Origin of the sequence: Peptoniphilus asaccharolyticus DSM 20463, from assembly GCF_900176115.1 — a bacterium.
GTDB lineage: Bacteria > Bacillota > Clostridia > Tissierellales > Peptoniphilaceae > Peptoniphilus > Peptoniphilus asaccharolyticus.
Genome location: NZ_FWWR01000017.1, coordinates 286,419 through 298,808, shown reverse-complemented (window position 1 = coordinate 298,808; position 12,390 = coordinate 286,419). Strand labels below are relative to the sequence as shown.

Below are 12,390 nucleotides of genomic sequence, written 5' to 3'. Positions count from 1 at the left end.
CCCGTAGGAGTTTGGACCGTTTCTCAGTTCCAATGTGGCCGTTCACCCTCTCAGGCCGGCTACTGATCGCTATCTTGGTGAGCCGTTACCTCACCAACTAATTAATCAGACGCGAGTCCATCTTTGACCGCTAATTCACTTTGATCGTTATGACATGTGTCACTACGGTTTCATCGGGTATTAATCACCGTTTCCGGTGGCTATCCCCGTGTCAAAGGCAGGTTACTCACGTGCTACTCACCCGTCCGCCGCTAATCCTTCCAAACTTCACCCCGAAGGGTTCTGTTTGATTTTCATCGCTCGACTTGCATGTGTTAGGCGCGCCGCCAGCGTTCGTCCTGAGCCAGGATCAAACTCTCGATTAAAATTGTTTGGTTCCTTAGCACTCAGTTTTTTATTCACTGACTTTTCCGCTAAGCTTTTTGCTTTGCTTATAGTTTTATTCTTTTCTACACTATTTAATTATCATTGTTCTTGGCTCCCTCTTTCGAGTTAGCTTGTTTAGTATAGCTCTTTTCGTTTTCCTTGTCAAGAACTTTCTTCATTCTTTTTTAAGTTTTTCTTCTAGAGCCCTGCTCCATTGGAACAGCTTATTTATTATAATACAGCTTAGACTTCATAGTCAAGAACTTTTTATCTTTTTTTGAAGTTTTTCTGTAGCAACTTGTTCAGTTGACTTTTATTAGTCTAACATCTCATATATTCTCTGTCAATATAATTTTACATTTTTTTGTAAGTTCTATTCTATTTTTTATATGCAACTTTCTATATAATTCTGTTAGATTGTTCTTAACTGTTTTTTCACTTAAATAAAGATCTTTTGCAATTTCTCTATTGCTCATTCCAGCGATAATTCTTTCTACTAAGGCGCTTTCTCTTGGTGTTAATTCCCCCATCTTAATCTTCAATGAGTCTATTTCTATAAAAGAGCTTTTTATTTTATGTTGTATATATCCCTGGCTTAGAATTGCTTTGTCTATTGCTTTATTCAACTCTGAAATATCTACATCTCTAAAGAGTTTTATTTTAGCTTTCGATAAAAATGCTCTTTTAATGTCATTAAATATAACTATCTGTCTTTTTGCATTAAGGTCTTCATCTGTTATTAGAATAGTTTCATCATTTATTTCACAACCATCTATTAACCTAAGGCCTCTTTCTATACAAACTTGTTCAACGCCTTTTTTTAAAAGTTCTTCTTTTATGTGAACTCTTGCTTTCATTATTTTATTGTCTTAACTGAATCTCTTTCTATTATACGAACTGGTAGTACTATAGTCTCATCTTGTGATGATTCAGTTTTTTCTATAGATTTTAATATTCTTCTTATAGCTACTGCTCCTATATCATAGTAGGAAAGTTGGACTGTTGTAAGTTTAGGTCTGTATATTGAAGAAATTTCAGTTCCTCCAAATCCTGTAACAGATACATCTTCCGGAACTTTATATCCGCTGTCTACTAAGTAGTTTATTGTGTGTATAGCTATTTCATCATGTGAACAGAAGAATGCTGTATATCCATCTTTAACTGCTTTTTCTATCTTATTGGATACTTCGTTTATATCTTCTTCTGTTAATCCCATTGTATAGACTACTTCTTCCTCTAATCCAAATTCTTTAATAGCTCTTTTGTATCCTTTTAGTTTTTTCTTTTCTTGAGTTCTATCTATATCTTTTTGTATTACTATTGCAGCAACTTTTTTGTGTCCATGGCCTGCTATTAACTTAACCATTTCATAACTTATGTCTTCATAGTTTATTTGAACTTCAAGTTGGTCATTTGAGCCATAGTATTTGTTAAGATTTATAAATGGTATTCTGGACTCTTCAAGTTTGTAAGTTAACTTTTGATTTAATGCTGTTGAAATTACTATAATACCTTCCACTTGTTTTTGAGCTAACAGTTTCACAAATTTCAATTCAGCTTCAGCGTCTCCAAAAGAACTTGAAATCAATAAGTCGTAGTTATACATTCTTCCTACTTCTTCAACTCCTCTTAGGACTTTACTTACATAAGTGCTTCCAATGTCATCAACTATTACTCCAATTACGTTTGATTTTTTTGTTACAAGACTTCTTGCAATTTCATTAGGTCTATAATCTAGAACTTCTATCGCATGTAATACTCTTCTTCTTGCCTCAGGGCTTACTGGCTTTGAATCATTGATTACTCTTGATACTGTAGAAATTGATACGTCAGCCATTTTTGCAACGTCTTTTATTGTAGATGTCATAACTACCTCCTATTTTATTATTAAATTTATAGCTTTTTCTAAAACCTTAAATGTTAGAGGCAATTTTTGCGCTCTTTCGCCATCTACATCTACAGTTATAGATTTATCTGTTGAGAGTTTCATCTCTTTGGTTTGAAAGTATATAACTTTTTCGTGTTCTATATGCTTTCCTCTTGTAAAATTACCCACTAAAGTAGGTATTTCTGACAGGTCTAAATCTTTGACAATCAACATGTCAATATATCCGTCATCCACAGTTGCCTTCGGCGCGAGTTCAAATCCTCCTACAGAAATCGAATTGGCGCATATAAAAGCCAGCACTTTCTCTTCTGCAGTATATTCTTCACTCTCTATTTTTAGGTTGAAGTAATTTTTCTTTCTTCGGTCCCCTAATTTTGTAACTTCTTTAAGGGCTTCTATGTAATAAGCCGCTCTACCAAATATGGTCTTTTTTTCTTCCGGTACATTGTAGGCTATTTCTGTCATCATTCCGCCAGCTGCTACATTAATAAACTTTCTCTCTCCTGCCACTCCAACATCCACAGCTTTTGTCTTTTCCGCCTTTAACATCTTGCAGAATTCTTCAACATCTGTAGGTATCTTCATAGCATTTGCAAAATCGTTAACTGTACCTCCGCTTAGGACTGCAAGCGGAACCTCTTTGTCTGAGTCTATTATACCATTTACCACTTCGTTTAGAGTGCCATCTCCACCAATGGAGATTATAATATCTTCCCCGTCATCTTCTTTTGCAAATTCCATTGCATCTCCAGATTTCCCAGTTAGTCTTAAATCTATTTTGCAACCATCTTCTGACATGATTTCTATTATCTGCGAGATTTTTTCGATTGCAGTTTCATTTCCTGATTTTGGATTTGCAATTATTTTATATTTTTTCATATCAACACCTCACTCTTTAATTTATAAACCTCATCTTAAAGAGAATTACATGTATTATATACTAGTATAAATTCTATGCAACCCTTTTTACAAGTTATTTCCAACTCCTACATAAGTTATTTTAAATTGAAAAAAGCGAAATTCTATTTAAGAACTCCGCCATGAAATCAGTTTCTCAAGAACACATCTTTTAGTGCTTCAACTACTTCTTTTAAAATATAGAAATAGTCTACAACATTATTTGCATTCAACGATATCGTCTTTGCTGTATCTGAAATTGTGTCTGACACACTTGATACTGTGTTTGTAAGTTTCAATGTTGTATGGTCAACTGATCTTGATATATCATCAACCGTATTTGTTATAGAACTTACTGTTCCAACCAATCTCTCAACTTCCGGTCTTGCTATCACAACAAGTTCTGAAGCTTCTCCGCTTATTAGATTCACATTTGAAGTTATTTCAACTGCATTATCTGTAAGTTTCGGAACTTTTTTCAAAGTGTCATCTATTATTTCTTGATTGTTTTCTATTGTTAGATTTACTTTTTTAACGATACCTAGTACATTCTTTAAAACTAAAATTAGGTATATCAAAACGCCAGCACCAGCTAAATAAAGCACTATTGTCAATAAATCTTGAACATTTATAGTTGCTTGCATACTTGCCTCCTAATTACTTGTTTTCAATTTTGTTCTTTGTATTTTCTACTTCTTTTTTAATTTCTCCTGAAGCTTCACTAACTTCTTTGGCAACATTTGAAGCGCCCTCTTTTACTTCTTCTTTAATGTTTTCTGCGCCTTCTTTTAGAGTTTCTTTAGTGTCTTCAACATCGCCTTTTAAATCTCTCATATCTTCTTTGACAACTTCTCCAACTGCCTTAGCTTTTGCCTTTGCAATTTCTATATCGTCTTGAAGTTCAGATTTTTTTTGCTCTGCTTTTTCTTTTAAATCGCCGTAAGTCTTTTTAACTTGCTCTGATGCTTGATAAGCTTTGAATTGAATGCTATCTGCAGCATCTCTTGTAGCACTTTCAAGGTAATCTTTAGTTTCTTGTGCTTTATCACTGATGTCTTTTCTTGTCTTTTCACCAGATTGTGGTGCGAAAAGTAATCCTAATACAGCACCAAGTGATGCTCCTGCTACTATCTTACCTGCGTCTCTCATTTGTCTCTTAAGTTGTGCTTCTCTTCTTCTTGCTTCTAAATAATCAAATAAACTCATAATATCTTCTCCTTGTTTTATCCTCGAGTTTTCGTCTTCTTTATCTTTATAAATAGATGATACCCTGAGATATATAATAATAATCACAAATATTAAAATTAGAAAATATTTATCTAAGTAATAATTTAATTTTCAGACAAAAAAATGCTCCACAATGGCGTGTCCCCATTAATTCAGACCCGCCCCAACATTAGGTGGGTAACCTCATCTACATATCTAACGTCCTGTCGAGCAGGCTTGCTATCCAATAAGAATGTGGTCTCCCGGATCTTTTTTGTCGGTTGAATTAAATGAAGAATATTCGCTCACCGTAGAGTATTTATATTATATATTAATTCTAGGCTTTTTTCAATTTGTTAATATATTCAACTTTTGAATATCTGAGTTTATATATCTTAATACCTTTTAGTTACTTGTTAAATTTATCGTTTATCTTATTAGTAATTGTTTCATATCTTCGGGTAGTTTAGCCGTTATTTCCACTCTTCCATCTCTTGGAGATTTAAACGATACTTTAAATGAATGTAGAGCTTGTCTAGGTAAAGTTGTGTCTTCTGAATATAGAGTGTCGCCCAAAAGCGGATACCCGATATATTTCATGTGCACTCTTATTTGATGAGTTCTGCCGGTATACAATCTAAGTCTCACCAAAGAATAGTCTCCAAAGCTTTTTAAAAGTCTAACTGAAGTCTTGCAATACTTCCCATCTTCTCTGACCTCTCTTAAAATACCCTCTTCAGTTCTTGCGATCGGAGCTTCTATCATCATATCTTTTGGAGTTCCTTTGACAAGAGCCAAGTATTCTTTTATAACTCCTTTTTGGAACTGTTCAGATATCATGGCATGAGCAAAACTATTCTTTGCAGCAATTACAAGCCCGGATGTATCTCTATCCAATCTATTTACAAACCTAACTTTTCTCTTTAGCCCTATCTCTTCAAAGTAGCCAAGAGTATAGTTCAAAAGTGTATTGGACATATCTCCTCTTGAAGTATGAGTAACCATATTGGGTGGTTTATTTATAACCAAGATATCTCTGTCTTCATAAACTATATCTAACTTTGTATGTTGCACTTCTCCATTTGGGTTTTCATCTGGAAAGTCTACTCTTATTACATCGCCTTTTTTTAAATTAGTATCTCTAATAGAAAGAACATCATTTTTATAGATATGGTTTCCCTTTATGCTGGATTTTATAAATCTGCTTGAAAGTTTATCTCTCATAAACTCTTTTTGAGATGTAGGTTCTTCCACTACATAAATTAAACTGTCATTTATTTTCATTACATTCTCTTTTCACTTTAAATTTTAGCTTTTTTATTATATCATATTATTTAATAATTTAATTTGGAGGATAATGTGAGCGATAAAATTATAAACATAATGTCCAACTCCAATTATGATTCTCGAAAGACAACATCGAGACTTATACAGATTCTTATTGATAATGGGTATACTCCTACAACTACCTTTAATCAAGATGCAGAACTTACAATCTGCGTTGGTGGGGATGGTTCATTTTTAAAGGCTGTTCACAAAAATAGCTTTTCATCTATACCACTTGTTGGAGTAAATACAGGACACTTAGGATTCTTCCAAGAAATAAGTCCTGAAAATTTAGAAGAGTTTGTCGAAGCATATAAAAACGAAAATTATACTGTTGACGAGTTAAAATTGATTGGCGCTGAGGTTTTTACCAGAAATAAATCTATAATCTTAACAGCCATAAATGAGATAGTGGTAAGAGCACAGGCTTCAAAAATAATCCACTTGAATGCTTATGTAAATCGCAACCATCTTGAAAAATTTTCAGGTGATGGGATTTTAATCAGCACACCATCTGGCTCAACAGCTTATAACTTTTCAAATGGGGGAGCAATTTTGCATCCATCCCTAAATGTCTACGAGCTAACTCCTATAGCACCTGTAAATAGTGTAGCCTATAGATCACTTTCAAGCTCCATAGTGATTCCCGGCAACTATATAGTTTCTATAGTTCCTGAAAAAAGATATGCCTCATCCAACTTAATATTAGTTGATGGTCAAGAGTATTCTTTTAAAGGTCTTAAAAAAATCAACTTCAGAATGTCCAATAAGATAATCAAAAAGTTGACTTTTGAAAACGAATCATATTGGGAAAATTTAAAAAGTAAGTTTTTATAAATCCGGTTTTATATCGGATTTATTTTTATTCATCTAAAAACTTTAAAATCTTCTTCTTATTGTCTTTATCTATCAAAATATTCCTCTTCTCTCTGCGGATTAAACCCCTCTTCTCCCATAAGTTTAGATATCTATAAAGAGTTCTCTCACTTATCCTAAACATATCCGCTACAAAAGAGTTCTTTAAATTTATAATATAGTCCTCGCTATCTTTCGATATGTGTAGATAATATTTTAATATAGCTTTTTCCACTTCATATTTTTCATATTCCATTGAGTGTTTAATCACCCCATAAGAAAACTTAGCCAAGTATTCTAAAGATGCATTCTTTACTTCAATATCATTTATCTTTTCTAAAAACTCCTCAATTTGTATTTTCAGTATCTTAACATTGTTTAGAGCAAATACATCACTTAGAACCTCTTTTTCTGAATTCAAAACCTCTATTAAGGACAGAATCTGTGGCGCTTCTAAATTATTTGCTATCACTCTTTTGCCATCTTTTAAATTACGACTTATGTATACATTACCATCAACTAAAAAATCTATTGTCTTTATTTTAGAACCCTCTTGTAAAACAATATCTCCTTTTTTAAATTCAACTTCTTTTTTATTTTTGAAATACTCTAAAAATTTATACAAATCTAACCTCATTTCTGACATCTGTCATGTTGTTTTATTTAGCTATATTGTATAATTTAAACAGATATTGGTAAAGATTTAAGGAGGAAATTATGGAAAGATTTTTTGATATAGAAAATTTTAGAAAAGAAGTGTTAAATACAATCAAAGATACTTCACTTACTTATGAGCAACAAACTTATCGTTTGGCTAAACTTGCAGAAAACTCTCTAGAGTATCCAGTTGATGGGAATGAATTTTATGACTTATACAATACACTTGAGATATGCGACTTGGACGAAGGCCATGCTCCTTATGCCCCAAGATATATTCTGCCAGATTATGAAAAACTACTTAGAGAAGGCTGTGAATTTTTAAGACTTGAACCGGCTAAAAATTTAGATGAAGCCTTAAATAATTTATTAATTTTCTATCACCATGTTCCTTCAATCACAAGATTTCCTGTATATATAGGTTCATTAGACAAATTGTTAGAACCTTTTGTGGAAGGACTTGAAGAATCTTATATCAGAAATAAAATAAGATTGTTTTTAATCCAAATAGATAGAACTGTAGACGATTCATTCTGCCACGCAAACATAGGACCTGAAGAAACTGTAGTTGGAAATATCATCTTAGATGAACTTGCAGATTTAAACAATGCCACTCCAAACCTAACTCTACTTTACGAAGAAGGCGTTACTCCAGATTCATTTGCAGAAAAGGCAATTGTAGCTTCTATGGATTCAGCTAATCCAGCATTTGCAAATTATAGATATTACCAAAATGACTTTGGTGATAAAAAATACGGTATAGCATCTTGCTACAATGCACTTCCTCAAGTTGGTGGAGCATTTACACTATCTAGAATTAGATTAAATAAAATTGCAGAACAATCCACTTCCGTTGAAGACTTCTTTGAAAATAGATTGCCTCATGTAGTAGACACTATGCTTAATTTTATGGAGTCTAAAATTAAATTTTTAGTTAATGAAACTTCATTCTTTGAATCCAACTTCTTGGTTAAAGAAGGTTTTGTAAAAAAAGAAAATTTCGTAGGTCTTTTTGGTGTAGTTGGTCTTTATGAATGCGTTGAAAAGCTAACTTCCTTCTCCGGAGAAGGACTTGTGCTTGGAAGTTCTGAAGTAGCAGATGAAATGGGAATCCGTGTGATGGATGCAGTTGAAAAAAGAGTAAATTCATTTAAAAGCGAATACTCAAATATATGGGACCACAAATTTATGCTCCACGCACAAGTTGGTGCAGCGAATGATATTGGAACAACTCCTGGAGCTAGAATCCAAATAGGTCATGAACCGGATATGTACTCTCATATTTCAAATGCAGCGAAGTTCCACAAATACTTCCCATCAGGAATAGGCGACCACTTCCCATTTGAAGAAACAGCTAAGAAAAACCCCGCAGCCGTAGTGGATATATTCAAAGCAGCTTTTAGACTTGGTATGAGATATATCTCATCTTATGGAGCAGATGCAGATTTAATTCGTGTAACAGGCTACTTGGTTAAGAAAAGTGATGCAGAGAAATTTAGAAATGGTGAACAAGTTTCTTACGATACAGTTCAATACGCTCAAGATGCCCTTTTCCAAAATGGAGTATTAGAACGTAAGGTGCAAAATGCTAACAGCTAAAGTAAATAAAATCATACCTCTTAGTATGGTAGACGGTCCTGGGAATAGATGTTCAATCTTTTTTCAGGGCTGTAATTTTAATTGCAAATATTGCCACAATCCCGAAACAATTAATATGTGTAACAACTGTGGTGTGTGCGTTAGCCATTGCGAATATGGAGCAATAAAAAAAGTAGATGGCAAAGTTATCTATCATAAAGAACTTTGCGTAGATTGCGATTGTTGTATAAAATCTTGCCCGAGGAATTCTTCTCCAAAGACCGTGTCGTATACGGTGGATGAACTTTTTAACGAAATAAAAAAATATTCTCCATTTATAACGGGTATCACCACAAGCGGTGGAGAATGTAGTTTAAGATATGATTTTATAGCTGAACTATTTAAACGTGCTCACACTTTAAATTTGAATTGTCTTGCAGATACCAACGGTGGACTTGACTTTTCAAATCCAATCTACAAAGATTTCGTACAGAACACAGATGGTTTTATGCTCGATGTCAAAGCTTTTGCCAATGAAGACCATTTAGCTTTGACTAACTCATCAAATGAGTTTATGCTTAAAAATTTAAAATACTTAGCCGATATAAACAAGCTTGACGAGATTAGAACTGTGCTACTAAGTACAGCTGATAACGAGTCAATTGTGCGTGGAGTTGGAGAGATTCTATCCCCGTATCTAAAAGAAAAATCCATAAGGTACAAGCTTATCTCTTACAGACCTTTTGGTGTTAGAGATGAATTCTTGTACTTAAACGGAGTTTCTGAATCAGAAAAAAATAGACTCAAAGCCATTGCAGAAAGCTATGGTTTTAAAGATGTAATCCTAATATAATTTATGCTCTGCGTGGAGCATTTTTTTATATTTTAAATCACTTTACTATGAAAAACTTTGAATCTATAATCTAATTAGGAGGTGCGTATGGAAAAAATATTAATCGGACGTGGTGATAAAGACTGCGTAATGCTATCCAACAAACTAAATCAACATGGCCTAATCGCTGGTGCAACTGGTACAGGAAAAACTGTCACATTAAAGGTCATGGCTGAGAACTTTTCAAAACTCGGAATACCAGTAATCTTATCTGATGTAAAAGGAGATTTATCAAATATCTCAAAACCTGGCGAAAACAACGAAAATATTTCTAAAAGACTTTCAAATCTAAATATAGAAAATTTTGAATTTTTAGGATTTCCAACTCGTCTATGGGATGTATTTGGAGAAAGAGGTTTACCCCTTAAAGTTTCCATAAGCGAAATGGGTCCTATACTACTTTCAAGAATAATGGACTTGAACGAAACTCAGTCCGGAGTTTTGAACATCGCGTTTAGAATTGCCGATGAAAATGGACTTCTTTTACTCGATATAAAAGATTTAAAATCCATTCTAAAATTAATTCAAACTCATTCAAAAGAATTTAGTGAAAAATACGGAAACATTGCTCCACAAACTATTAGCGCACTTCAAAGACGTCTCTTTGTTTTAGAAGATAATGGAGCGGACATATTCTTCGGTGAGCCGTCTATTTCAATATCAGATTTGTTACAAACTGACTCAAACGGATGCGGAATTGTAAACATAATAAACTCAGAAAAACTTATCAATAATCCAACAGTCTACTCTATGTTTTTATTGTACTTGCTATCTGAGCTCTTTGAGAATCTTCCAGAAGTTGGAAACCCCGAAAAACCTAAATTAGTTTTCTTCTTTGACGAAGCTCACTTGTTATTTGATAGCTTACCTAAAGTTTTGGAAGATAAAATCGAGCAAGTTGTCAGACTTATACGCTCAAAAGGCGTTGGTGTATTCTTTGTGACTCAAAACCCACTCGATATTCCTGACAAGATAAGTTCGCAACTTGGAAATAGAGTGCTGCATCAATTACGAGCTTTTAGTCCGTCTGAATTAAAAGTTGTAGACAGTGTATCAAAAACCTTTAGGCAAAATGAAAATTTAAATTTAAAAGATGAAATCACTAATTTAAAAACCGGCGAGGCTTTAATTTCATTTTTAAACGAAGATGGAAGTCCTGAAATAGTTGAAAAAGCAATGATACTTCCTCCTCATTCAAGCTTCACTCCGCTAACTCCAATGGAAACTTTAAATTTAGTTGATAATGACATGCTCTATTCAAAATATAGCGAAATAATCGATAGAGAATCTGCGTACGAAGTGCTTGAAGAAAAAATGAAAAACTCTCCTCCAAAACAAGAGAATAAATCAACTTCAAGAAGAACTTCTTCGCCAGTAGACCAAATTTTAAATTCATTTATGCGTAGCGTTACAAGGCAAATTGGTTCAAGCCTTGCTCGCGGTCTTATTGGCTCTCTAAAAAAATTATAAATTATTTTTTCAAAAATTTATAACATTGTTCAAATAAAAAATATTTAATTTTAATTAGTTTGAATATTTTTTCTAGAAAATGCTCTATAACTTAAACCTATAAATTCATATTAACATTCTTAACTAAGGTACTTTCTGTAACAAATTAAATTGTTTTTTTGCAGAAAGTACCTTAATTAATCTATAATAATTTATTTTTTTAGATTTTTAAAATTCTATCTCTTATACAAGATACTTGATAAAAATTTTTAGTGTACTCTTTAAATAATTAATCAAAATGTTATTACTCTTTGCTTAAACTTATATAATAACTATAACAATATTATTTATAAAGAATTTAGTATTTATTGGTATTTATAAGATAGAAATAAGTAATTAAATGTAAAGAAAATTATTGTTGATATAATGCAATAGTAAAATTTTGTTTTACCAAGTTTATAATCCCCATAAGTTTTTAGTGGATACATAAACAATATAAATTGCATTAACATATAATATATTGTTCTTATGTCAGTAAGAAAATTAAAATTATTAAACATTATCTCACTGAGCTCCAATAAGTAGTACCTATAAGATTTCCATTTGAGTCATATACTTTAGCATATTTCTGATATTCTATATGAGTTCCAGAATTTCTCCATTTACCACCACTAACACAAGTCACATTCAAATATCTGCCGGCACTTATTCCTCTTAAAACACCAGCTATTCCCAAAAATGCTCCTATTGGACCTCCAAAAATAACTGAAAGAGCTGTAGCTATAGCCGCTTGAGAACTTTCAATTGTTAAGCGCTCATTAGTTACAGTTTCGCCTAATTGGTGCCATTCATCAGAATATGCAGTTTTATATAATACTTTAGCTGAAGATGAAAATTGGTTTTCATTAGAATTTATAGGAGCTTTAATAATCATATTTTCAGTTCCACTCACTTCTACTATATTGAAGCCATCTTCTACTTTATGCATAAATTTATAAAAATTTCCATCTATAAAATACTCTTCAACAAGGTACACATTATCATTCAATTTCGGATCTATATATCTCGTGCTAACCTCAATAATATCATTTTTCATTGCCTGATTTGCATTTTCCGCGCAAACTGTAGATAAATTTGTAAAAATTATCGATAACATTAAAATCGTAGTTATAATTGATTTTTTTAAAGTTCTATGCACACGTTCTCCTCCTTAATTTAAATAAAATAGTTTTCGTATATTCTTCTACATAATCTCTCAACTTATGGTTAATTATAC

At 32.6% G+C, this 12,390-nt stretch carries 12 protein-coding genes, 1 rRNA gene and 1 other RNA gene; 4 read left to right on the top strand and 10 right to left on the bottom strand.

The window, feature by feature from the left end:
- The 8 genes from B8869_RS11375 to B8869_RS11340 all read right to left on the bottom strand — a co-directional run.
- Positions 1–365, bottom strand: a 16S ribosomal RNA gene (locus tag B8869_RS11375); the annotation flags it as partial.
- A 330-nt stretch (positions 366–695) separates the two neighbouring features.
- Positions 696–1,223: a response regulator transcription factor gene (locus tag B8869_RS11370; protein ID WP_084231708.1), complete on the bottom strand. Its 528-nt coding sequence runs from the start codon at positions 1,221–1,223 to the stop codon at positions 696–698.
- Positions 1,223–2,233, bottom strand: a complete 1,011-nt coding sequence (locus tag B8869_RS11365; protein WP_084231707.1) for a LacI family DNA-binding transcriptional regulator — start codon at positions 2,231–2,233, stop codon at positions 1,223–1,225. Before B8869_RS11365 ends, B8869_RS11370 begins: the two co-directional genes overlap by 1 nt.
- A 9-nt stretch (positions 2,234–2,242) precedes the next feature.
- Positions 2,243–3,133: a diacylglycerol/lipid kinase family protein gene (locus B8869_RS11360; protein ID WP_084231706.1), complete on the bottom strand. Its 891-nt coding sequence runs from the start codon at positions 3,131–3,133 to the stop codon at positions 2,243–2,245.
- Between the two features lie 167 nt (positions 3,134–3,300).
- Complete coding sequence (locus B8869_RS11355; RefSeq protein WP_084231705.1) at positions 3,301–3,795, bottom strand: hypothetical protein; 495 nt, start codon at positions 3,793–3,795, stop codon at positions 3,301–3,303.
- A 13-nt stretch (positions 3,796–3,808) separates the two neighbouring features.
- Positions 3,809–4,357, bottom strand: a complete 549-nt coding sequence (locus B8869_RS11350) for a YtxH domain-containing protein (protein ID WP_084231704.1) — start codon at positions 4,355–4,357, stop codon at positions 3,809–3,811.
- A gap of 142 nt (positions 4,358–4,499) precedes the next feature.
- Positions 4,500–4,677: non-coding RNA, 6S RNA (gene ssrS, locus B8869_RS11345), on the bottom strand.
- Positions 4,678–4,786: 109 nt separating this feature from the next.
- The gene (locus B8869_RS11340; RefSeq protein ID WP_084231703.1) at positions 4,787–5,641 is read right to left on the bottom strand and encodes an RluA family pseudouridine synthase; all 855 of its coding nucleotides are present in this window, start codon (positions 5,639–5,641) and stop codon (positions 4,787–4,789) included.
- 75 nt (positions 5,642–5,716) lie between these two features.
- Between B8869_RS11340 and B8869_RS11335 the strand changes: the two genes are divergently transcribed.
- Positions 5,717–6,520: an NAD(+)/NADH kinase gene (locus B8869_RS11335; protein WP_234989852.1), complete on the top strand. Its 804-nt coding sequence runs from the start codon at positions 5,717–5,719 to the stop codon at positions 6,518–6,520.
- Positions 6,521–6,545: 25 nt separating this feature from the next.
- Here the strand turns inward: B8869_RS11335 and B8869_RS11330 are convergent, their stop codons facing one another.
- A complete protein-coding gene (locus tag B8869_RS11330; RefSeq protein ID WP_203003038.1) occupies positions 6,546–7,163 on the bottom strand; it encodes a Crp/Fnr family transcriptional regulator in 618 nt (205 codons plus the stop codon).
- A 92-nt stretch (positions 7,164–7,255) separates the two neighbouring features.
- On the opposite strand from B8869_RS11330, the gene B8869_RS11325 reads away from it, so the two are divergent.
- From B8869_RS11325 to B8869_RS11315, 3 genes are all read left to right on the top strand, one after another.
- Positions 7,256–8,794, top strand: a complete 1,539-nt coding sequence (locus tag B8869_RS11325; RefSeq protein WP_144017999.1) for a YjjI family glycine radical enzyme — start codon at positions 7,256–7,258, stop codon at positions 8,792–8,794.
- The gene (locus B8869_RS11320; RefSeq protein WP_084231700.1) at positions 8,781–9,626 is read left to right on the top strand and encodes a YjjW family glycine radical enzyme activase; all 846 of its coding nucleotides are present in this window, start codon (positions 8,781–8,783) and stop codon (positions 9,624–9,626) included. Before B8869_RS11325 ends, B8869_RS11320 begins: the two co-directional genes overlap by 14 nt.
- 87 nt (positions 9,627–9,713) lie before the next feature.
- Positions 9,714–11,135: a helicase HerA-like domain-containing protein gene (locus B8869_RS11315; protein WP_084231699.1), complete on the top strand. Its 1,422-nt coding sequence runs from the start codon at positions 9,714–9,716 to the stop codon at positions 11,133–11,135.
- 538 nt (positions 11,136–11,673) lie between these two features.
- On the opposite strand, the gene B8869_RS11310 is transcribed toward B8869_RS11315, so the two are convergent.
- On the bottom strand, positions 11,674–12,312 hold the full coding sequence (locus B8869_RS11310; RefSeq protein WP_084231698.1) for a hypothetical protein: 639 nt from the start codon (positions 12,310–12,312) through the stop codon (positions 11,674–11,676).
- Positions 12,313–12,390: the final 78 nt, after the last annotated feature.

Coding starts and splice junctions, on each gene's coding strand:
- B8869_RS11370 (WP_084231708.1), bottom strand. CDS start 1,223: ATGAAAGCAAGAGTTCACATAAAAGAAGAACTTTTAAAAAAAGGCGTT.
- B8869_RS11360 (WP_084231706.1), bottom strand. CDS start 3,133: ATGAAAAAATATAAAATAATTGCAAATCCAAAATCAGGAAATGAAACT.
- B8869_RS11320 (WP_084231700.1), top strand. CDS start 8,781: ATGCTAACAGCTAAAGTAAATAAAATCATACCTCTTAGTATGGTAGAC.
- B8869_RS11350 (WP_084231704.1), bottom strand. CDS start 4,357: ATGAGTTTATTTGATTATTTAGAAGCAAGAAGAAGAGAAGCACAACTT.
- B8869_RS11315 (WP_084231699.1), top strand. CDS start 9,714: ATGGAAAAAATATTAATCGGACGTGGTGATAAAGACTGCGTAATGCTA.
- B8869_RS11355 (WP_084231705.1), bottom strand. CDS start 3,795: ATGCAAGCAACTATAAATGTTCAAGATTTATTGACAATAGTGCTTTAT.
- B8869_RS11325 (WP_144017999.1), top strand. CDS start 7,256: ATGGAAAGATTTTTTGATATAGAAAATTTTAGAAAAGAAGTGTTAAAT.
- B8869_RS11340 (WP_084231703.1), bottom strand. CDS start 5,641: ATGAAAATAAATGACAGTTTAATTTATGTAGTGGAAGAACCTACATCT.
- B8869_RS11365 (WP_084231707.1), bottom strand. CDS start 2,233: ATGACATCTACAATAAAAGACGTTGCAAAAATGGCTGACGTATCAATT.